The organism is Enterobacter sp. CFEC122 (assembly GCF_052983755.1).
This window is the reverse complement of sequence record NZ_JBRIQR010000024.1, coordinates 47,654-68,912: the sequence shown is the minus strand read 5'-3', so window position 1 is coordinate 68,912 and position 21,259 is coordinate 47,654. Positions and strand designations below refer to the sequence as shown.

The window sequence follows — 21,259 nt, the reverse complement described above, 5'->3', positions numbered from 1 at the left end:
GCTCCTTAGCCCCAAAGCTGAGCGATTGAGCGTTTGAACTGACGCGCGGCTTCCACCGGGGACGCCGCATCACGAATGCTGCGACCGGCAATAAAGACGTGAATCGGAATGCCCTTGAACAGCGGCAGATCTTCCAGCGCCAGACCGCCAGTGACGGTCACTTTGAAACCCATATCGGCCAGACGTTTGATGGCGCTGATATCCGCCTCGCCCCACGCCACACCTGCGGCCTGGGCATCACGGCTGCGGTGATATACCACCTGCTGAATGCCCGCGTCGCGCCACTCCTGGGCCTGCTCCCAGGTCCAGAAGCCGGTCAGCTCAATCTGCACGTCGCCATTAAACTCTTTTGCCACGTCCAGCGCGCCTTTGGCGGTGTTGATATCCGCACAGCAGATCACGGTGACCCAGTCGGCGTTGGCTTCGAAGCACATGCGGGAGAGGATTTTGCCTGCGTCGGCGATTTTGGCATCCGCCAGCACGATTTTATGCGGATAGAGCGCTTTCAGGTCACGAACCGCACGAACGCCTTCGCCCACGCACAGAATGGTACCCACTTCAATGATGTCCACTTCTTCCGCAATCAGGCGGGTGGTTTCGTAAGCGTGAGACAGCGTTTGGTTATCCAGCGCAACTTGCAACATGGGTAATGACATATTCAATTCCTCTTAAACGGCCGCCGCAGTGGCGTTATCAATTAAATCCAGCACGTCCTGCGCGGTGCGGCAGGCGCGTAAACGGTCAAAATTGGCTTCGTCATCAAACAGATTGACGATCTGCATGATGCCCACCTCCTGGTGGGTATTGGCATCGACAGCCGCCATAGTGATAAGGATGTCGACCGGGTCGTTATCTTCGTGGTTAAACACCAGCGGCGTTTTCAGCGTCACCAGCGCGAAGCCGGTTTTCTTGACGCCCTCTTCCGGGCGGCCATGCGGCATCGCCAGGCCTGGCGCAATCACAAAGTAAGGGCCATGCTGCGCCACGCCATCCAGAATCGCCTGGTAGTAACGCGGCTCGACAACGTCAGCCTTAACCAGCAGATCCACACTCAGCTTCACCGCTTCCTGCCAGGTACTGGCTTCGGCCTGTAAAAGGATGGAGTTATTCTCTGCCAGCGAATCACGTAGTTTCATGTGGCGTCCTTACTTCACGTCTTGTGGGAAGTGTTCTTTGATCACTTCCAGCAGTTTTGGTCCGAAATCCGCAGGCGACAGCATGTTGCGTACGCCCACCACATATTTATTACCCGACACACTAATTTCGCCGGCGATATGAGTAGAGGCGATGATGATGTCCGCGCCGTTCAGCTCACTTTTGTATTCACCCACTGCGCAGCTGTTCACCGTGTGGTCGATGTTGGACTGGGTTAAAAACTGGTCCACTTTCATCTTCATGATCATGGAGCTGCCTTGCCCATTACCACACACAGCCAGGATACGTACGGTCATAATCGAAACTCCTTAATGAGCAGACACTTCTGCTGTTTGTTTTTCCGCATCTTCTTCAGCTCGCAGCGAACGGCCAGCGAAGAACATATAAGCCAGAGCAATCAGGATGATGATGGCCATAAAGATCAGTCCGATGGAGGCAAAACCCTGCATCATCGGCGGTGCCAGAATTGACCAGTCCGCCATGCCCATCCAGGCGCTCATACCGGTGAGCTTGACCGCCCACACGCAGCCAAAGATTTCAACCATGCCCATTACCAGGCAGATCTTGAGCGCCGCGCGCCAGCCGCCGAAGTGGTTAGCGAATACGCCGATGGTGGCGTTGGAGAAGAACATCGGGATAAAGCCCGGAATAATCAGGATTGAGGAGCCGCAGCCGACCAGGATGCCCACCGCAATCAGCTGGCCGATGGTGCCCCACATAAAGCCCCAGACCACCGCGTTTGGCGCGAAGCTATAGATAGCGGCACAGTCGATGGCCAGTACCGCGCCAGGAATCAGGCGCTGAGAGATACCGTTGAAAGCTTCAGACAGTTCGGCGACGAACATACGCACGCCCTGAGTAATGATGAAAATAGCCACGGCGAAAGAGAAACCGGTCTGCAGGATGTAAACCGTCCAGTGGGTTTTCCCCGCCATCGCCTGCACCACATCAATACCGAAGGAGAGCAGAATGGCGCCGAAGAAGAGGGTCATCACAATCGCGGTCGACACGATGTTGTCATGGAAGATATTCAGCCAGCCAGGCAGCTTAAGGTCTTCAACACTCTCTTCTTTTTTACCCAGGTACGGCGCAACTTTATAAGCAATCCAGGCAGCAAACTGTTGCTGGTGACCGATGGAAAAACCGCAACCGTCGGTCACTATCTGGGTTGGCTTGTACATCATGTTGGAGGTGATACCCCAGTAGAGCGAGACCAGCACCGCGGTGCAGATAATCGTGGTCCACATTGGGTAACCGAAGATATAGAGAGAAACCGCAATCAGCCCCGCCTGCTGGAACATAATGTGCCCGGTGAGCATGATGGTGCGAATACCGGTAATGCGGCGCAGCAGAACATAGATAATGTTCAGCGCCAGCGCGAGCAGAACGGCGTAACCTACCCAGCTATAGGCATCGCCCATACGATCGATGGTCGCCATCATTGAGGCGTAGGTATCAGAGATAGCCCCATTAATGCCATACACTTCCGACATTTTGGCAACGACTGGCTTAAACGTGCTGGTCAGTATGCCCGACCCCGCCTGCAACAACATGAAACCGATAATGGTTTTGATGGTGCCTTTAATAATCACGCTGACGCTTTTACGCAGCAGGATATATCCCAGGCACGTCACGATACCCAGCAACAGCGGGGCGTTGGTCATTACCTGATTAAAGAAAACGGTAAAGACGTTGTAGAGGATCTCCATAACTCTCTCCAGAAATGAGAACACGAGGGGCAATCCCTGTGCGGTTGGTGCCATCACTCTATTAATCACAAATAATCACCACAAGATTGAATTTGATTATTTGTGACGCATCACGCAATTTATTTCCCTTCAGTTAGTAATGATTTTCACTACCGCACAAAAGAAATAAATTAGTCCTTATAATTCATGAAATTAATGTTTATTGCGCGATAATCTAACAAGTAACAAGCAGAGAGTCTGTGACGTTGAGCAGATAAAATTCCGCATTTTCGCTATTGCAAAGCGCGTAAAATGGTGCCAGCATTAATCACAACGAATCACAATGTGATTACTTTTGATTAAAACCAGGAGTCAAAACGATGAGTAAAGTGAAAACCATCACCCGTGAATCATGGATTCTGAGCACCTTTCCGGAGTGGGGTAGCTGGCTGAACGAAGAAATCGAGCAGGAACAGGTTGCTCCTGGCACGTTTGCAATGTGGTGGCTGGGCTGCACCGGGATCTGGCTGAAATCAGAAGGTGGCGCCAATATCTGCGTCGATTTCTGGTGCGGCACCGGCAAACAGAGCCACGGTAACCCGCTGATGAAAAAAGGCCACCAGATGCAGCGTATGGCCGGCGTTGAAAAACTCCAGCCGAACCTGCGTACTACACCGTTTGTGCTGGATCCTTTTGCCATTCGTCAGATCGATGCCGTACTCTCTACCCACGATCACAACGACCATATTGATGTAAACGTGGCGGCTGCGGTGATGCAAAACTGCGCGGACGATGTGCCGTTTATCGGGCCGCAGACCTGCGTGGATCTCTGGATTGGCTGGGGTGTGCCGAAAGAGCGCTGCATCGTGATGAAACCGGGCGACGTGGTGAAAATCAAAGACATTGAAATCCATGCTCTTGATGCCTTTGACCGTACCGCTCTGATTACGCTGCCGGCCGATCAAAAAGCGGCAGGTGTACTGCCAGACGGCATGGACGAGCGCGCGGTGAACTACCTGTTCAAAACGCCGGGCGGCTCCCTGTATCACAGCGGTGACTCCCACTACTCCAACTACTACGCTAAGCACGGTAACGAGCATCAGATTGACGTGGCCCTGGGCTCCTACGGCGAGAACCCGCGCGGTATTACGGATAAAATGACCAGCGCCGACATGCTGCGCATGGCGGAAGCGCTGAACACCAAAGTCGTTATTCCGTTCCACCACGATATCTGGTCAAACTTCCAGGCCGATCCGCAGGAAATTCGCGTGTTGTGGGAGATGAAAAAAGACCGCCTGAAGTACGGCTTCAAGCCATTTATCTGGCAGGTAGGCGGCAAGTTCACCTGGCCGCTGGACAAAGACAATCTTGAGTACCACTACCCGCGTGGTTTCGATGATTGCTTCACCATTGAGCCTGACCTGCCGTTTAAGTCCTTCCTCTGATTCCGAGGCCACATCGCCAGACTTGTGTCTGGCGATTTCATATTTATTTTAGTAATTTCACGCTATTTCAAATATCATCTTTTCAAATCAATTCTTATCGGAATAGCTCATGACGGAAGCGCAACGGCATCAATTTTTACTGGAACTCCTGGCGCAAACAGGGTTTATCACCGTCGAGAAAGTGATCGAACGTTTAGGGATTTCCCCTGCCACCGCGCGGCGAGACATTAACAAGCTGGATGAAAGCGGCAAGCTGAAAAAAGTTCGCAACGGTGCGGAAGCCATTAGCCAGCAGCGCCCCCGCTGGACGCCGATGAACATTCATCAGGCGCAGAATCACGATGAAAAAGTGCGGATCGCCAGAGCCGCGTCGCAGCTGGTGAATCCCGGTGAGAGCGTCGTTATCAACTGCGGCTCTACGGCGTTTTTGCTGGGCCGCGAGATGTGCGGCAAGCCGGTGCAAATCATCACGAACTACTTACCGCTCGCCAACTATCTCATCGATCAGGAGCATGAGAGCGTGGTGATCATGGGTGGTCAGTACAATAAAAGTCAGTCGATTACGCTTAGCCCACAGGACAGCGAAAACAGTCTCTACGCCGGACACTGGATGTTTACCAGCGGCAAAGGCCTGACCGCTGAAGGTTTGTATAAAACCGATATGCTGACCGCGATGGCGGAACAAAACATGCTCAACGTGGTAGGCAAACTCGTGGTGCTGGTCGACAGCAGTAAAGTCGGTGAACGCGCAGGCATGCTGTTCAGCCGCGCAGAACAGATCGACCTGGTGATCACCGGCAAAGGGGCTAACCCCGAGATCCTCCAGAAGCTGGAAGATCAGGGAGTAAAAGTGCTGCGCGTTTAAAGGTGCTGGCGGAAAAACGCTACCGTGGCGTCCAGCGCCGCTGGCGTGATGCGGTGGCGAACGCCTGATTCCCACAAACAGGTCAGATTACCGTCCAGCCCGTCCTTCTTTAACGCCTGCTGCAGGCGGAAGGTACCGTCAGGTGGCACTACATCATCCGCATCACCGTGCCACAGCAAAAGCGGGCGATCTGCGAGGCGCGGCAATGCCCGGGTTACTTCCCACTCTTCCAGCCTCGCGGTGATTTCCGCTAAATCCTGAGGGGGAAAAAGGGTCTTCGCCAGCGAGGTAAAATAACCCGAGCCCATCAGACAGGCGACCGACCTCACTTCTGGATGGTGCGTCATGATCCCCAGGGCTGTCATACCGCCCATTGACGCCCCGGCCACGGCCAGACGATTCTCGGCCACCAGCCCTGCCTCATAAAGCGCATCGCGCAACCCGGCAAACTCGGTCAGACTCCCGTGCAGTATGTGCCAGAACTGCCCAAGGCGCGCCTGCTCATTACCCATAAATCGTGCGCCGTGGTCAGGCGCATCCGGCATCACCACGCGAAAACCTGCCTGCGCCAGCGCGACCGCAAAGTAACTGTAAACCAGCTTCGATGAGGTAAATCCATGATAAAAAACCACAACAGGCAGCGGTTTATCACGTTTACCCGCTGGCATAGCGTGTAAAATTTCATGGTCGCCGAGATGGCGTATTTCAATTTCAATCATTGTCGACCCTGCACGAATGGATGATTCATAATGTTGAGAACTGGATTACGGTTTCAGGCTATTTTCATTCGAAAATTACGTCCCAGCTAACACTTCGGGAACATTCCCCCAAAACTAAATTCACAGACAACTACACTATGGCTATCAGGAAACGAGATATGGTTATGCACAGGTTTGCTGCTTTATTGCTGGTGTTTCTGCTCAGCGGCTGTAGCGCACTGCAGGGAACACCGCAACCCGCTCCCCCGGTTGCCGATCATCCGCAGGAGATTCGTCGTAATCAGACGGAAGGATTACAACGAATGGGCACCGTCTCCGCGCTGGTTCGCGGTTCGCCGGATGACGCAGAAGAGGCAATAAAGGCACAAGCCGTCGCCGCCAAAGCAGATTATTACGTCATTATTATGATCGACGAAACCATCATAACGGGGCAGTGGTATTCACAGGCCATTTTGTACCGAAAATAATGGTTTACCTTTGAACGACATTTACACTGCTTTGCGTCCATAGACATTTTCCTGTCCACAATAAACTCCATGCCAGCGACAAGGGATGGGAGTTTATTCGCGAAGGATTGCCCGGCGGATACCGGAAATATGTGAAATGGAGCTGACGATGAAACGAACTCTTGCTTTGACCTCTCTGTTGCTCTCCGCAGGCCTGGTGAGCACCACCGCGCAGTCAGCAGAATTCGCCAGTGCTGACTGTGTAACTGGCCTGAATGAAATTGGCCAGATCTCCGTGAATAATATCTCGGGGAGCCCGCAAGACGTTGAACGCGTCGTGGCATTAAAGGCCGATGAGCAGGGTGCTTCCTGGTATCGCATCATCCAGATGCAGGAAGATAACCATATCGACCACTGGCGGGTACAGGCCATTCTCTACGTGTAAACTCCCTCCTGATAAAAGCCACTTATTTTTAGTGGCTTTTCGCTTTTGCAAATTTTTTATCTTATGAAAAACCAATCAATAACAACAAAATAACATTTTGTTACATTAATTCAGTAAACGTAATCTCCGCTCTGCCGTTGAAGAACCACACCTATTCAATGATGAGCAATTTATGATCAACGTTTTTCGCCGTGCAGGCCTGGGGGCGAAGCTGTCGCTGCTGACGGGCGTCAGTGTCGCCACGCTGTTTCTGCTTTTCACTTTTCTGCTCAGTCAAAAAGCCAGCCAGCAGCTTGAAGCCCTTGCGGTAGAAGACCTGCACAATCAGTCCACCGGCATGGTCGACATGGTGCAGATGTTTAACACCAGCCTGAGTGAAGAGGTTGAGAGTTATACCCGGCTGTTTACCACCTTTTTACCGCAGCCACTGAATATTGATACTTCCCAGGCTCAGACGATTAACGGACTCAGCGTCCCGCTTCTGAAAGGCGGTGATACCGGACTGCATCAAAACAACACCCTGTCTGACGAGTTCCTGAACCGTACGGGAGCCATTTCGACGCTGTTTGTACGCAGCGGTAATGACTTTGTTCGCGTAGCCACCTCCCTGCGTAAAGAGAATGGCGAGCGGGCGATGGGCACCGTGCTGGATACCGCCAGCCCGGCCTTTGCCGCCGTCAACAGAGGGGAAGTCTACCGCGGACTGGCGCTGCTGTTTGGCAAACGCTATATCACCCAGTATCAGCCGGTTAAAAACGCCGAAGGACAGGTCATTGCGATCGTCTTTGTTGGCGTGGACATTACGCACTCCTGGAACGTCATGCGCGAGAAAATCCTCACCCGCCGCCTGGGCGAGAGCGGTCACTTCTTCGTGCTGGATCGCAGCAACGGCAAAACGCGCGGGCAATACCTGTTCCATGCCGGTGAAGAGGGGCAGTTGCCGAAGTGGGACGACGCGACGCAGCAGCAGCTTCTGGGTGACAAGCCCGGCACCCTGGAACGCGTAAGCGACGACGGCCGCACGCTTAAAATGGCGTATACCCCGCTGCCAGGCTGGAACTGGACTATCGTGGGCGAAGTGGATAAATCGGTGCTGCTCGCAAGCGTTAACGCCATGCGCGATCGCTTCCTGCTGGCCGGCGTGGTCTTATCTATCCTGTTTGCTGGTCTGTTTGTGGTCCTTATTCGCCGTATGCTGACCCGGCCGCTGAGCCATGTGATCCATCTTGCCCGGCAATATGCTGCAGGGGATCTCCGTTCCAGCCTGCCCGTGACGCGTCAGGACGAAGTCGGCCAGCTGATCGACGCCATTAACGGCATCGGCGGAGGCCTGCAAAAAATTGTTCTGCAGGTTCGCGAGGCCGCAGGCGAGATCCATTTGGGCACTAACGCGCTGGCTTCCGATACCGGCGAGATTTCTGAGCAGATCAACAAGCAGGCCAGCAGCGTGGAAGAGACCTCCGCCAGCATGGAGCAGCTGGCCGCCACCGTACAGCAAAATGCCGCCAACATGGAGCAAACGCAGCAGCTGGTGGGTGAAACCTCCCTCGCGGTCCATCAGGGCGGTGAGACGGTCACCCACGCCGTGTCGACCATGGACGACATTCGCGAGGCGTCAAAACGCATCGAAGACATCACGCGTGTGATTGAGTCCATCGCTTTCCAGACCAATATCCTGGCGCTGAATGCGGCAGTGGAAGCGGCCCGCGCGGGCGAGCATGGGAAAGGGTTTGCGGTGGTTGCGCAGGAAGTTCGCGCCCTGGCCGGACGCAGCGCCAACGCGGTGAAGGAGATTGAACAGCTGATTGGCGATACGCTCAGGAAAGTGAGCGAAGGCCATGCGCTGTCTGAACAGACGCGCCTGGCGATGGATGACATCATCATTCATATCGATAACATCAGCCAGCTGGTCACCGAGATTAACCATGCCTCACGCGAGCAGTCCGCAGGGATTGGCCAGGTGAATCTCGCCATGACCCACATTGGCGAAGCGTCGCATATTAATGCGGATCGTATCTCACGCAGCGAACAAACCGCTCAAACGCTGCGCGAGAAGGGGTCACATCTGGCTCAACTGGTGAGTCTGTTCCAGCTAAAAGACTAACCGACTCTGCCCGTCGCACGCAGCAGCAGGTCATTTTGCACCTGCTCGCTCATCAGCGTACCGCCACGGGTATCCAGCATCATGCGGCACCACGCCTGCGCCACCGGGGGCGATGCGTGCCGCAGCATTTCGCTTCCGGCCCCCAGCAGGAAAAGCTGCTGCGCAATTTCCCGCCCCTGCGCCTCCTGCGGTTTACGCAGTTTTTGCTGAAGCTGTCGCCAGCTGCGGTCGAAGTGTCTGTCCTGCCCTTTTACCTGTGCAAACTCATCGGCAAGCAGATCGTGAATACCCGGCTGCTTCGCCAGCACGCGCAGCACGTCCAGGCACATGATATTGCCGGACCCTTCCCAGATGCTGTTCACCGGCATCTCGCGATACAGGCGGGGAAGTTCGCTCTCCTCGCAGTACCCGACTCCGCCCAGCACCTCCATCGCTTCCGCCACAAACGGGATGCCCGCTTTGCACACGCTAAATTTCGCGGCCGGGGTAAACAGCCGCGCCCATGCCGCTTCCTGGGGATCCGCGCGTTTATCCCACGCCCGGGCCAGGCGAAACAGCAGCGCCGTTTGCCCCTCCAGCACCAGCGCCATCCGACTTAACACCTCACGCATGAGCGGCTGATCGATAAGATTTTTGCCGAAGGTCTGACGCTGATGCGCGTGGTATAGCGCCACGGACAGCGCACGACGCATCAGTCCGTGGCTGCCCAGCGCGCAGTCAAAGCGCGTCAGGCCGCCCATTTTGAGGATCTGCCGTACCCCTTCGCCCTCTTCCCCCAGCAGCCAGCCGGAGGCATCAAGAAACTCTACCTCGCTGCTGGCGTTGGAGCGGTTCCCGAGCTTGTCCTTAAGGCGCTCCAGCCGGACGGCGTTGCGCTGTCCGTCAGGTAAAAAACGCGGCACAAAAAAGCAGGACAACCCGCCCTTCGCCTGTGCCAGCACCAGATGCGCATCGCTTTGCGGGACGGAGAAAAACCATTTATGGCCCACCAGCCGGTAGCTGCCGTCGCTGCATTTTTCCGCTTTGGTGGTGTTGCTCAGCACGTCCGAGCCGCCCTGTTTTTCCGTCATCCCCATACCGATCAGCAGGCCGCGTTTTTGCGCGCCAGGCGCCAGATGAGGATCGTAGCGATCGCTGAGCAGCGGCGTCAGCCAGTCGTGAAATAGTTTAGGGAGTGCCTGCTGCAGGAGCGGTGTCGCGGCAAACGTCATGGTGACGGGACAAAGCGTGCCTGCCTCAACCTGAGCATGAAGCACAAAGCGTGCGGCCCGGGCGACAAACGCCCCCTTACGCGCCTCCTCTTCCCATGCCAGGTTATGTACCCGATTGGCACACAGCCCCTGCATCAGCAGGAGCCATGCCGGGTGAAAGCGAACGTCATCCAGCCGCTCTCCGGTAGCGTCATAGCGAAGCAACTCCGGCGGATTCACGTTCGCCAGCCTGCCCAGCTCCAGCGACTCTGCGGTACCTAACTGCTGCCCGATGCTGGCGAGCAGTTCGATATCCCACTCGGCACCCTCACGCGAGACTGCGTCACGCAGCGCGCAGTCCGAGAGAAAAAGGTTGCTGTTAGAGAGTGGTGCAGGTTGATTGAAAACGGTATGAGTCTGCCAGTGCATACTGTCTCCCTCCTTCAGTGGCAATGACGATAAGTATGGACAGACCGCGCACACGCTGCATGGGAGGGGAGTCACACGTTCACGATCCCGCAGATATCATTCGTGAAATAGCTCACAGAACATAAGAATAAACTATTTCATGACTTCGCTTTTGTTGAATAATTTATTCTCTCCCCCTTTCAGTGAGGAAAGTTATGCAACCGGATGCGCACAAGCGAGCATTAATTGCCGGCTCCATTGGTAACTTTATCGAGTGGTATGAGTTTGCGGTCTACGGTTTTCTGGCGACCGTCATTGCGAAGAACTTCTTTCAGCTTGAAGGGGAAGCGGGGCTTACCAGCCTGATCCTCACCTACGCCTCATTTGCCATCGCCTTCTTCTTCCGCCCGCTGGGGGCGGTGGTGTTTGGCCGCATCGGCGACCGGATTGGCCGTAAGCCGACGCTAATCATTGTGCTGGTGCTGATGACGCTGGCCACCGCCGCCATCGGCATTGTGCCGGTCTACGCCAGCATCGGGATTGCCGCACCGCTGATCGTTACGCTGCTTCGGATCCTGCAGGGGCTGTTCGCGGGCGGCGAGTACGGCGGTGCAGTCTCGCTGATGACGGAGTTCGCCCCGCGAGGCAAGCGCGGGCTCTATGGTGCCTGGCAGTCCTTTACCGTGGCGCTGGGGCTGTTAGCGGGCGCCGGCATCGTGGCGCTGCTCTCCGCCCTTCTCACGCCTGAAGCCCTGCACGACTGGGGCTGGCGCATTCCTTTCTTCCTGGCGCTGCCCATGGGCGCTGTTGCGCTGTGGCTTCGCGTCAGCATGGAGGAGACACCCAGCTTTGTGCAGCAGCAGGACAAACCGGCCGTCGCTCAGGCGGACATTGCCGCCACGCTCCGGGCCATCGTGATGGGGATTGGCCGCGTGATGGTCTGGTCTGCGGCGGGGTACACCTACCTGGTCATTATGCCGACCTATCTGCAGTCGGCGCTGCACACCGGGTTTAATCAGGCGCTGTTGATCGCAGTGATTTCGAACGTTGGGTTTGCGCTGACGATCATTCCGTCGGGGATCCTGAGCGATCGGATCGGGCGTCGCACGGTGATGATTATCGCCACCGCGCTGCTGCTGATCCTCGCCCTGCCGCTGCTGAAACTTCTGCAGGCGGAGTCCAGCACGCTGGCGGTGAAAGCGATAGTGGTATTGATTGCGGGCGGTCTGGTGGGGATGTTGGCGGGGCCGGGCCCGGCGATGCTCTCTGAGATGTTCCCGACGCGCGTGCGCTATACGGGCCTGGGGCTGGCCTATTCGTTATCGAACGCGATTTTCTCGGGATGCGCAGGGTTAATCATAACCGGGCTGATTAAGCAGACGGGCAATCTGGATATTCCGGCGTACTACGTGATGGCGACGGCAGTAGTGAGTATTTTCGCGCTGATGACGCTGAGGAAGGATGACCATTTGCGGTCACTGGAGGAATGAGGTTAATGCCCGGTGGCGCTACGCTTACCGGGCCTACGGTACCGTGCCTTTGTAGGCCGGGTAAGGCGAAGCCGCCACCCGGCATAACAGGCTACCCGCGCTGACGCACCGCTTCAAACAGGCAGATGCCCGTCGCAACAGACACGTTCAGGGAGGACACGCTGCCCGCCATCGGGATGCTGATCAGCTCGTCGCAGTGCTCGCGCGTCAGGCGACGCATACCTTCACCTTCCGCCCCCATCACCAGCGCCAGACGGCCGGTCATTTTGCTCTGATACAGGGTATGATCCGCTTCACCGGCCGTGCCGACGATCCAGATGTTCTCTTCCTGCAGCATACGCATGGTGCGCGCCAGGTTGGTCACGCGGATCAGCGGAACGTTTTCCGCCGCGCCGCAGGCCACTTTCTTCGCCGTCGCGTTCAGCTGCGCGGAGCGATCTTTCGGCACGATCACCGCATGCACGCCCGCCGCATCCGCACTACGCAGACACGCGCCGAGGTTGTGCGGATCGGTAACGCCATCGAGGATCAGGAAGAACGGATTCTCGAGCTCAGCGATCAGATCCGGCAGATCGTTTTCCTGATACTGACGGCCCGGCTTCACGCGGGCAATGATCCCCTGGTGAACCGCGCCTTCACTTTTCTCATCCAGGAACTGGCGGTTAGCCAGCTGGATCACCACGCCCTGCGCTTCCAGGGCGTGGATCAGCGGCATCAGACGTTTGTCTTCACGCCCTTTCAGAATAAACACTTCCTGAAAACGCTCCGGTGCGCGCTCGAGAAGGGCCTGCACCGCGTGGATGCCGTAAATCATTTCACTCATTGATGGTTCTCGTAATAAGTATTTCCCCTCTCCCGGTTGGGGAGAGGGTCAGGGTGAGGGGAGAATTTACTCCGCCTGCTTTTTCTTAGCCGCGCGCTTCGCTTTGGTGGCGGCCGCTATTTTCTGTGTCTTCGCGGAAGGTTTCTTCGCGGCACGGGCTTCTTTCTTCGCCGCCTTCGGCTTCTGCTTCTTCTCACCGCGGAACGCGCTGTCCGGCTCGAAGTTCACCTTCTTACCGGCCTGACGGCGCTTGCCGCTCGTTTTGCCGTTTCCGCCTTTTTTCGCTCTTTCGCGCTCGGTTTTACCGACGTTACGCGGCGCGCGCTCGCTGGAGATCAGGCTGAAGTCGATTTTACGGTCGTCCATATTCACGGCCTCAACCTTCACTTCCACACGGTCGCCCAGACGATAGGTCTGGCCGCCAGATTCGCCGATCAGACGCTGACCGACCTGGTCGAAGCGGTAGTAGTCGTTATCCAGGCTGGAGACGTGCACCAGACCGTCGATAAACAGCTCGTCCAGACGAACGAAGAAGCCAAAGCCGGTCACGCTGGCAATCACGCCTTTGAAGACGTTACCGACCTGGTCCAGCATAAAGTCACATTTCAGCCAGTCCGCCACGTCGCGGGTGGCCTCATCGGCACGGCGTTCGGTCATGGAGCAGTGCTGACCCAGCTGCAGCATCTCTTCCATCGAATAGTGGTAGCCACCGGTTTCAGTGGTGTTCCCTTTATGGCCCTGCTCCTGCGCCAGCAGATACTTGATCGCACGGTGCAGCGAAAGGTCAGGGTAACGACGGATCGGCGACGTAAAGTGGGCGTAAGACTGCAGCGCCAGGCCGAAGTGACCGCGGTTTTCCGGATCGTAAATCGCCTGCTTCATCGAGCGCAGCAGCATTGTCTGTAGCATTTCTGCATCAGGACGATCGCTAATGGATTCCAGCAGCTCGGCGTAATCGCGCGGCTCTGGCTTATTGCCGCCCGGCAGCTCCAGACCGAGCTCGGCCAGCACGGAGCGGAACGCGGTGATGGCTTCCGTCGACGGTTTATCGTGAATACGAAACAGCGCAGGCTCTTTGGCTTTCTCAACGAAGCGTGCCGCCGAGATGTTCGCCAGGATCATACACTCTTCAATCAGCTTGTGCGCATCGTTACGCTGAGTCTGCTCGATGCGCTCAATGCGGCGCTCGGCGTTGAAGATAAATTTCGCCTCTTCGCTCTCAAAGGAGATCCCGCCGCGCTCTTCGCGCGCCTGATCCAGCGTTTTGTAGAGGTTATGCAGCTCTTCGATGTGTTTGACCAGCGGCGCGTACTGTTCGCGCAGATCCTGGTCGCCCTGCAGCATATGCCAGACCTTGGTGTAGGTCAGACGCGCGTGCGAGCTCATCACCGCTTCGTAGAATTTATAGCCAGTTAAGCGCCCTTTGTTGGAGATGGTCATCTCGCAAACCATACAGAGGCGGTCAACCTGCGGGTTCAGGGAACACAGGCCGTTAGACAGCACTTCCGGCAGCATCGGTACAACCTGCGACGGGAAGTAGACCGAGGTACCACGGCTGCGCGCTTCGTTATCCAGCGGGGTATGCGGACGAACATAGTAGCTTACGTCTGCAATCGCTACCCACAGACGCCAGCCGCCACCGCGTTTTTTCTCGCAGTAGACGGCGTCATCGAAGTCACGGGCGTCTTCACCGTCGATCGTAACCAGCGGCAGGGAGCGGAGATCCACGCGGCCCACTTTGGATTCTTCCGGCACTTCTTCGCGCAGGCTTTCGATCTGCTCTTCAACCGCTTTCGGCCAGATGTATGGAATTTCGTGGGTGCGCAGCGCCATATCAACGGCCATGCCGGTGCCCATATTATCGCCCAGCACTTCGACGATTTTACCTACCGCTTTGGTGCGACGGGTTGGGCGCTGGGTGAGTTCCACCACCACCACAAAGCCCATGCGGGCGCCCATCACCTCTTCAGGTGGGATCAGAATGTCGAAGCTCAGACGGCTGTCGTCCGGCACCACGAAGCCCACGCCCGCGTCGGTAAAGTAGCGACCAACAATCTGGCTGGTTTTTGGCACCAGGACGCGCACGACGCGCGCTTCTCGGCGACCTTTACGGTCAGCGCCCAGCGGCTGCGCCAGAATTTGGTCGCCGTGGATGCACATTTTCATCTGTTCAGATGAGAGATACAGATCGTCTTTACGGCCTTCCACCCGCAGGAAGCCGAAGCCATCGCGGTGACCAATGACGGTCCCTTTCAGCAGATCGAGGCGTTCTGGCAGCGCGTAGCACTGGCGGCGGGTAAAGACCAGCTGCCCGTCACGCTCCATCGCGCGCAGGCGGCGGCGAAGGGCTTCAATTTGCTCTTCACCTTCAATGTTTAATTCAACAGCAAGTTCTTCACGATTGGCGGGTTTTTCGCGTTTTGTTAAGTGTTCAATGATGAACTCGCGGCTGGGGATAGGATTCGCGTATTTTTCGGCTTCGCGTTCCTGGAAAGGATCGTGTGACATGTCGGTTCCTCCGTTGTCAGCTCCGGTGGAAATTTTCTTCATTCCACCAGCAATAATTTATAAAGCGGTTGATTCTCTTCAACCAAATCGGCCAGCGTGTAGTTATCCAGCTCCTTGAGAAAACTTTGCACGGCCTTAGAAAGCGCCTTTTTCAGGCGGCAGGCGGGCGTGATGTGGCAGAACTCGCTGCTGCAGTTCACCAGAGACAGCGGCTCCAGTTCACGTACCACATCGCCAACACGAATACTCTGTGCCGGTTTACCGAGACGGATCCCACCATTCTTCCCGCGGACGGCAGCAACGTATCCGGCACGACTAAGTTGATTGATTATTTTGACCATATGATTACGGGATACGCCGTAGACCTCTGTGACTTCAGAGATACTGGTCATTTTCCCATCGGGTAACGACGCCATGTAGATCAGCGCGCGTAAGCCGTAATCGGTGAAACTTGTTAACTGCACATCAACCTCAGGAAAAAGGGAAATCGCGGACAAACCGCAGAGATATTCATTAATGATGATAAACCAGCCAGATAGTTAGCGGCTAATTTATTTGACAGACGGGGCGAAAAAGCGGAGATCCAGGAGCGGTCGCCGGATGGCGCTACGCTTATCCGGCCTACGGGTCTCCCCGCAGGCCAGCAGTCACGAAGATTATGCGTCGAACGGGTCGCGCAGGATCATCGTTTCAGTACGATCCGGGCCGGTAGAAATAATATCGATCGGCACTTCGGTCAGTTCTTCAATACGCTTGATGTAATCCAGCGCCGCCTGCGGCAGGCCGCTACGCTCTTTCACACCGAAAGTGGTCTCAGACCAGCCCGGCATGGTTTCGTAGATTGGCTCAATGCCTTCCCAGTCGTCAGCAGCCAGCGGCGTGGTGGTCACTTCGCGGCCATCAGGCATACGGTAGCCTACGCAGATTTTCACTTCTTTCAGGCCGTCCAGTACGTCCAGCTTGGTCAGGCAGAAGCCAGACAGGGAGTTGATCTGCACTGCACGACGCACGGCAACCGCATCCAGCCAGCCGGTACGACGACGACGACCGGTGGTCGCGCCAAACTCGTTACCCTGCTTGCACAGGAACTCGCCGGTTTCATCAAACAGTTCGGTCGGGAATGGACCTGCACCCACGCGAGTGGAGTACGCTTTGATGATGCCCAGAACGTAATCCACATAACGTGGACCCAGGCCAGAGCCGGTCGCCACGCCACCCGCGGTGGTGTTGGAAGAGGTTACGTACGGATAGGTACCGTGGTCGATGTCCAGCAGCGTACCCTGCGCACCTTCGAACATGACGAAATCGCCACGCTTGCGCGCCTGGTCCAGCAGATCGGACACATCAACAACCATACCGGTCAGAATGTCTGCAATCGCCATGACGTCATCCAGCACTTTCTGGTAGTCAACAGCGTCAGCTTTGTAGAAGTTCACCAGCTGGAAGTTGTGATATTCCATCACTTCTTTCAGTTTTTCAGCGAAGGTTGCTTTGTCGAAGAGGTCACCCACGCGCAGACCGCGACGTGCAACTTTATCCTCGTAAGCCGGGCCGATACCACGACCGGTGGTGCCGATCGCTTTCGCGCCGCGGGCTTTTTCACGCGCAACGTCCAGCGCCACGTGATAGTCCAGGATCAGCGGGCAGGCTTCGGAGAGCAGCAGACGCTCGCGAACCGGGATACCACGGTCTTCCAGACCTTTCATCTCTTTCATCAGCGCCGCTGGAGACAGCACAACGCCGTTACCGATGATGCTGGTGACGTTTTCGCGAAGAATGCCTGATGGAATAAGATGGAGGACGGTTTTTTCACCGTTGATTACGAGAGTATGGCCTGCGTTGTGACCGCCCTGGTAGCGCACAACATATTTAGCCCGTTCAGTCAGAAGATCAACAATCTTCCCTTTACCTTCGTCACCCCATTGGGTGCCCAGTACGACGACGTTGTTACCCATTTTTTTCAAAATCACCGTTTGCTTAAAAATGGATTCTACCATCGCTTTTTCAGATATACAGCACTTTTTGACCTCAGAATATCCCAAATCCGACCACTTTTTGATCAGCCAATCGTTTTCCTCAACATGTAGTAGATCACGATGCCCGCAACCACAAGACCGCCGCCAAAACGACGTAAAATATTATCCGGCAGTTGGCTCATGGTGGCGATCATTCGACGCCAGGCGCGTGGATAGAGCATCGGTCCCAGACCTTCCAGCACCAGGACCAGGGCCAGCGCGAGCCAGATCGTTGAATTCATTTTTGTTCCTTATAAAAGAAAACCACCGCTCCGTGGGGAGCGGTGGTTTGAATACTCAAACGAGCCTGAGTTTATCGCGTTGCGTTAGTCGGCGTCTTCATATAACGGAAGAAATCGCTGTCCGGGCTGAGCACCATCACATCCTGGTTGCTCTGGAAGCTATTCTCGTAAGCACGCAGGCTACGGATAAAGGCATAGAAGTCAGGATCCTGACTGAAGGCATCGGCAAACAGCTTCGCCGCCTCGGCATCACCTTCACCACGCAGGATACGGCCCTGACGCTCAGATTCCGCCAGCGTTTTGGCCACTTCGTAGTCCGCAGCAGCACGCAGCTTCTCCGCCTCTTCCTGGCCCTGTGAACGGTGACGACGGGCGACCGCTTCACGCTCGGCGCGCATACGGTTGTAAATCGCCTCGGACACTTCCACCGGCAGGTTGATCTGCTTGATACGCACGTCTACCACTTCAATACCCAGCGCAGCCATACTGTTCGGGTTGATCACCGGCACTTTACCGTTGGTTTCAGCCTGAACGCGCTCAGCCGCTTTGGCAATCGCATCATCTGCTGCCGGCGTTGAAACTTCATCTTCAGTGCCCGCTGTGCCAGAGTTCAGCGCATCGCGAACTTCCAGGGTCAGACGGCCACGGGAGTCGGTCACGATGTCTTTCACATCCAGACGACCAATCTCAGAACGCAGACGGTCAGAGAACTTACGTTTCAGCAGCACTTCTGCCTGAGAAACGTCACCGCCGCCCGTTGCCAGGAAGTAACGGCTGAAATCGCTGATGCGCCATTTGATATAGGAATCAACGATCAGGTCTTTCTTCTCTTTAGTCACGAAACGGTCGGCCTGGTTATCCATAGTCTGGATACGCGCATCAAGCGTTTTCACTGACTGAATGAACGGCACCTTGAAGTGCAGACCCGGTTCGTAGATCACCGGGCGTTTGTCGCCATCACGCACGACGCTGCTGAACTGGAACTTGATCCCACGCTCGCCCTCTTTCACCACAAAGATCGAGGTATAAAGCACGACCAGTACGATGACGATGATCGCAATAACTGACTTACGCATCCTTATTCCCCCTGACGCTGGTAGTCGTTACGCTGCGCGTTAGCACGGCGTTGGTCCATAATGTCACCATCGCTCGAAGAAGACGTGGTTGTTGCGCTTGTGCTACCGGATGACGCAGGTGGCAGACGCAGCAGGTTGTTCGCACCGCTGTTGTCTTTTGCTGCCGGTGCAGAACCGCCTTTCAGCATCTGATCCAGCGGCAGCACCATCAGGTTTCCGCCTTTACTGTCGTTAACCAACACTTTGCGGGTGTGGCTCAGCACTTTTTCCATGGTCTCAATATAGAGACGCTCACGGGTAATTTCCGGCGCCGCTTTATATTCCGGCAGGATCTTCGCGAAGCGAGCGACCTCACCCTGTGCTTCCAGGATGGTCTGCGTCTTATACGCACGCGCTTCTTCCAGAATACGCTGCGCCTGACCGTTAGCACGTGGCTGAACTTCGTTGGTGTAGGCTTCTGCTTCACGGATGTACTGCTGTTCGTTTTCACGTGCAGCAATCGCATCGTCAAAGGCCGCTTTCACCTCTTCCGGCGGACGAGCGGCCTGGAAGTTGACGTCCAGCAGGGTAATCCCCATGTTGTATGGACGAATGGTCTCTTCCAGCTCACGCTGGGTATCGCTACGGATAACGGTACGACCTTCGGTCAGGATACGGTCCATGGTGTATTTACCGATCACCCCGCGCAGGGCGCTGTCGGTCGCCTGGCGCAGACTGTCATCAGCGCTGGTCACGCTAAACAGATAACGCTCAGGATCGGTCACGCGGTACTGCACGTTCATCTCAACGCGCACCACGTTTTCATCAGACGTCAGCATCACACCAGACGCTGCCAGTTCACGGACCGATTCCACGTTGACCGCGGTCACGTCGTCAATGAAGGTCGGTTTCCAGTTCAGGCCCGGCTCAACCAGATGGCTGAACTTGCCAAAACGCGTAACGACACCGCGTTCCGCTTCTTTAATAGTGTAGAACCCGGTAGCAGCCCAGATGATTACCACTGCAGCGGCAACAATACCGACTACGCGGCCACCCATTTGCGGGCGCGGCCCCTGGGTGGAATTTCCACCTGAGCCAGAACCTTTACCTCCGCCAAGACCACCAAGCTTCTTGCTCAGCTTGCGGAAGATATCATCCAGATCCGGCGGCCCCTGCTCGCGACCACCTTTGTTGCCATTTCCCCCAGAGTTGCCGCCTTGATTATTGCTGCTTCCCCACGGGTCGCGGTCCTGTCCGTTATTACCGGGCTGATTCCACGCCATGTATATGCTCCATATTTGTTATGCAAGGGCGAATTATTCAGGCATCCCCTTTCTGATCAGACGATATAGTCGACCAGCGCAGGTTCTTGTTTACAGAGGCGACGCCAGTCAACGATCGGCATACGCACCTGCATCCCCACGCTGCCGTCATCCTCCATCCACTCTTTTTCTATCGCCTGAAGCTGATAAAACCGGCTGCGCAGCCTGCCTTCCTGTGGCGGCAGTCGCAGCGTGTGCTGAGCTACCTCACCGGAAAGACGTTCTGTCAAAGCCTGGAAAAGCAGTGGCACACCAAGACCGGTCTGGGCAGAAAGCCAGACCCGAATCGGTTTGTTCTCTTCATCTCTGTCGATACGCGGTTCGAAATCGTCCAGCATATCGATCTTGTTCATCACCAACAGCGTTGGGATTTCGTGGGCGTCGATCTCTTCGAGCACCACGTTCACCGCGTCGATGTTCTCCTGCACGCGCACGTCTGCCGCATCAATCACGTGCAGCAGCAGGGTCGCCTGTCGCGTCTCCTGCAGGGTGGCCTTGAACGCCGCCACCAGGTCATGCGGCAGGTGACGGATAAACCCTACGGTATCCGCCAGCACCGTTTCACCGACGTCTGCAACGTCAATACGGCGCAGCGTCGGGTCCAGGGTCGCAAACAGCTGGTCTGCGGCATAAACCTGGGCCTCGGTTATCTGGTTAAACAGGGTGGATTTACCGGCGTTGGTATACCCCACCAGCGACACCGTCGGGATGTCGGCTTTGGTTCGTGCCCGACGCCCCTGCTCACGCTGTTTCTCGACCCTTTCCAGACGTGAGAGGATCTGGGTAATTCGGCCACGCAGCAAACGACGGTCGGTTTCGAGCTGGGTTTCACCCGGGCCGCGCAAACCAATCCCGCCTTTTTGTCTTTCAAGGTGGGTCCAGCCACGCACCAGACGCGTTGCCAGATGACGCAGCTGCGCCAGCTCAACCTGCAGTTTCCCTTCGTGGGTACGTGCACGCTGAGCAAAAATGTCTAAAATCAATCCCGTGCGATCGATAACACGGCATTCGCAGAGAGCTTCCAGGTTGCGCTCCTGGGCTGGAGACAGCGCATGATCAAACAACACGACTGACGCGCCGGTTGCTTTTACGGCATCCGCAATTTCGACTGCTTTACCTTCACCAACAAAATACTTTGGGTGCGGCGCTTTACGGCTACCGGTAATCACCTGCATTGCTTCGACACCGGCGGAAGAGACCAGAGATTCAAACTCCTGGAGGTCTTCCATATCTTTGTCTTGCGAAAAATAGATGTGTACCAGCACCGCCTGCTCACCGGCATCATAACGGTCAAACAAGCGTAAACCTCTCTAAAAAGATCAGCGGGGAACGCAGGATC

The 21,259-nt window shown here is 55.9% G+C and carries 20 protein-coding genes; 6 read left to right on the top strand and 14 right to left on the bottom strand.

Translation table 11 applies throughout. The features are described from left to right. Nucleotides 1-5: 5 nt before the first annotated feature. The 4 genes from ulaD to ulaA are packed head-to-tail and all read right to left on the bottom strand — an operon-like array spanning nt 6 to nt 2,864. Nucleotides 6-656, bottom strand: coding sequence for a 3-keto-L-gulonate-6-phosphate decarboxylase UlaD (gene ulaD / locus ACVCAM_RS17050; protein WP_008502901.1), 651 nt, complete (start codon nt 654-656; stop codon nt 6-8). A 12-nt stretch (nt 657-668) separates the two neighbouring features. Further along, nucleotides 669-1,136 (bottom strand): PTS ascorbate transporter subunit IIA, encoded by a 468-nt coding sequence (gene ulaC / locus ACVCAM_RS17045; RefSeq protein WP_003856024.1) that lies wholly within the window; start codon nt 1,134-1,136, stop codon nt 669-671. 9 nt (nt 1,137-1,145) lie between these two features. Then, nucleotides 1,146-1,451 (bottom strand): PTS ascorbate transporter subunit IIB, encoded by a 306-nt coding sequence (gene ulaB, locus ACVCAM_RS17040; protein ID WP_003856022.1) that lies wholly within the window; start codon nt 1,449-1,451, stop codon nt 1,146-1,148. A 12-nt stretch (nt 1,452-1,463) separates the two neighbouring features. Then, nucleotides 1,464-2,864 (bottom strand): PTS ascorbate transporter subunit IIC, encoded by a 1,401-nt coding sequence (gene ulaA / locus ACVCAM_RS17035; protein WP_021240705.1) that lies wholly within the window; start codon nt 2,862-2,864, stop codon nt 1,464-1,466. A 359-nt stretch (nt 2,865-3,223) separates the two neighbouring features. Here ulaA and ulaG point away from each other — a divergent pair, with 359 nt between their 5' ends. After that, complete coding sequence (ulaG, locus tag ACVCAM_RS17030) at nt 3,224-4,288, top strand: L-ascorbate 6-phosphate lactonase (protein WP_006810379.1); 1,065 nt, start codon at nt 3,224-3,226, stop codon at nt 4,286-4,288. A gap of 109 nt (nt 4,289-4,397) precedes the next feature. Then, nucleotides 4,398-5,153, top strand: coding sequence for an HTH-type transcriptional regulator UlaR (gene ulaR, locus ACVCAM_RS17025; RefSeq protein WP_407222995.1), 756 nt, complete (start codon nt 4,398-4,400; stop codon nt 5,151-5,153). Here the strand turns inward: ulaR and yjfP are convergent. Continuing rightward, entirely contained in the window at nt 5,150-5,872 is a 723-nt protein-coding gene (gene yjfP / locus ACVCAM_RS17020; RefSeq protein ID WP_025911918.1) for an esterase, read from the bottom strand. The two genes, ulaR and yjfP, sit on opposite strands and share 4 nt — an antisense overlap. A 137-nt stretch (nt 5,873-6,009) precedes the next feature. Here yjfP and bsmA point away from each other — a divergent pair, with 137 nt between their 5' ends. The 3 genes from bsmA to ACVCAM_RS17005 all read left to right on the top strand — a co-directional run bounded on the left by bsmA (nt 6,010) and on the right by ACVCAM_RS17005 (nt 8,867). Then, nucleotides 6,010-6,339, top strand: coding sequence for a biofilm peroxide resistance protein BsmA (gene bsmA, locus ACVCAM_RS17015; RefSeq protein WP_023616161.1), 330 nt, complete (start codon nt 6,010-6,012; stop codon nt 6,337-6,339). A gap of 136 nt (nt 6,340-6,475) precedes the next feature. Next, the gene (yjfN, locus tag ACVCAM_RS17010) at nt 6,476-6,763 is read left to right on the top strand and encodes a DUF1471 family protease activator YjfN (protein WP_021240708.1); all 288 of its coding nucleotides are present in this window, start codon (nt 6,476-6,478) and stop codon (nt 6,761-6,763) included. Nucleotides 6,764-6,935: 172 nt separating this feature from the next. Then, on the top strand, nt 6,936-8,867 hold the full coding sequence (locus ACVCAM_RS17005; RefSeq protein WP_032675817.1) for a methyl-accepting chemotaxis protein: 1,932 nt from the start codon (nt 6,936-6,938) through the stop codon (nt 8,865-8,867). Here ACVCAM_RS17005 and ACVCAM_RS17000 read toward each other — a convergent pair. Further along, nucleotides 8,864-10,486, bottom strand: coding sequence for an isovaleryl-CoA dehydrogenase (locus ACVCAM_RS17000; RefSeq protein WP_407222993.1), 1,623 nt, complete (start codon nt 10,484-10,486; stop codon nt 8,864-8,866). The genes ACVCAM_RS17005 and ACVCAM_RS17000 overlap by 4 nt on opposite strands. Nucleotides 10,487-10,680: 194 nt before the next feature. Between ACVCAM_RS17000 and ACVCAM_RS16995 the strand changes: the two genes are divergently transcribed. Next, nucleotides 10,681-11,955 carry an MFS transporter gene (locus ACVCAM_RS16995; RefSeq protein WP_023326551.1) on the top strand — a complete coding sequence of 425 codons (1,275 nt, stop codon included), beginning with the start codon at nt 10,681-10,683 and terminating at the stop codon, nt 11,953-11,955. Nucleotides 11,956-12,046: 91 nt separating this feature from the next. On the opposite strand, the gene rlmB is transcribed toward ACVCAM_RS16995, so the two are convergent. The 8 genes from rlmB to hflX form a co-directional block, all read right to left on the bottom strand. Further along, nucleotides 12,047-12,778: a 23S rRNA (guanosine(2251)-2'-O)-methyltransferase RlmB gene (gene rlmB / locus ACVCAM_RS16990; protein WP_008502911.1), complete on the bottom strand. Its 732-nt coding sequence runs from the start codon at nt 12,776-12,778 to the stop codon at nt 12,047-12,049. Between the two features lie 66 nt (nt 12,779-12,844). After that, a complete protein-coding gene (gene rnr, locus ACVCAM_RS16985) occupies nt 12,845-15,286 on the bottom strand; it encodes a ribonuclease R (RefSeq protein WP_008502912.1) in 2,442 nt (813 codons plus the stop codon). A gap of 38 nt (nt 15,287-15,324) precedes the next feature. Next, nucleotides 15,325-15,750 carry a nitric oxide-sensing transcriptional repressor NsrR gene (nsrR, locus tag ACVCAM_RS16980; protein WP_023293453.1) on the bottom strand — a complete coding sequence of 142 codons (426 nt, stop codon included), beginning with the start codon at nt 15,748-15,750 and terminating at the stop codon, nt 15,325-15,327. A 192-nt stretch (nt 15,751-15,942) separates the two neighbouring features. Continuing rightward, nucleotides 15,943-17,241, bottom strand: a complete 1,299-nt coding sequence (locus tag ACVCAM_RS16975; protein WP_006178975.1) for an adenylosuccinate synthase — start codon at nt 17,239-17,241, stop codon at nt 15,943-15,945. A 104-nt stretch (nt 17,242-17,345) separates the two neighbouring features. Further along, complete coding sequence (locus tag ACVCAM_RS16970) at nt 17,346-17,543, bottom strand: DUF2065 domain-containing protein (RefSeq protein WP_003855996.1); 198 nt, start codon at nt 17,541-17,543, stop codon at nt 17,346-17,348. Between the two features lie 71 nt (nt 17,544-17,614). Next, nucleotides 17,615-18,619, bottom strand: coding sequence for a protease modulator HflC (gene hflC, locus ACVCAM_RS16965; RefSeq protein WP_008502916.1), 1,005 nt, complete (start codon nt 18,617-18,619; stop codon nt 17,615-17,617). 2 nt (nt 18,620-18,621) lie between these two features. Beyond that, the gene (gene hflK, locus ACVCAM_RS16960) at nt 18,622-19,881 is read right to left on the bottom strand and encodes an FtsH protease activity modulator HflK (RefSeq protein ID WP_008502917.1); all 1,260 of its coding nucleotides are present in this window, start codon (nt 19,879-19,881) and stop codon (nt 18,622-18,624) included. Between the two features lie 56 nt (nt 19,882-19,937). Continuing rightward, nucleotides 19,938-21,218, bottom strand: coding sequence for a ribosome rescue GTPase HflX (gene hflX, locus ACVCAM_RS16955; RefSeq protein WP_008502918.1), 1,281 nt, complete (start codon nt 21,216-21,218; stop codon nt 19,938-19,940). Nucleotides 21,219-21,259: the final 41 nt, after the last annotated feature.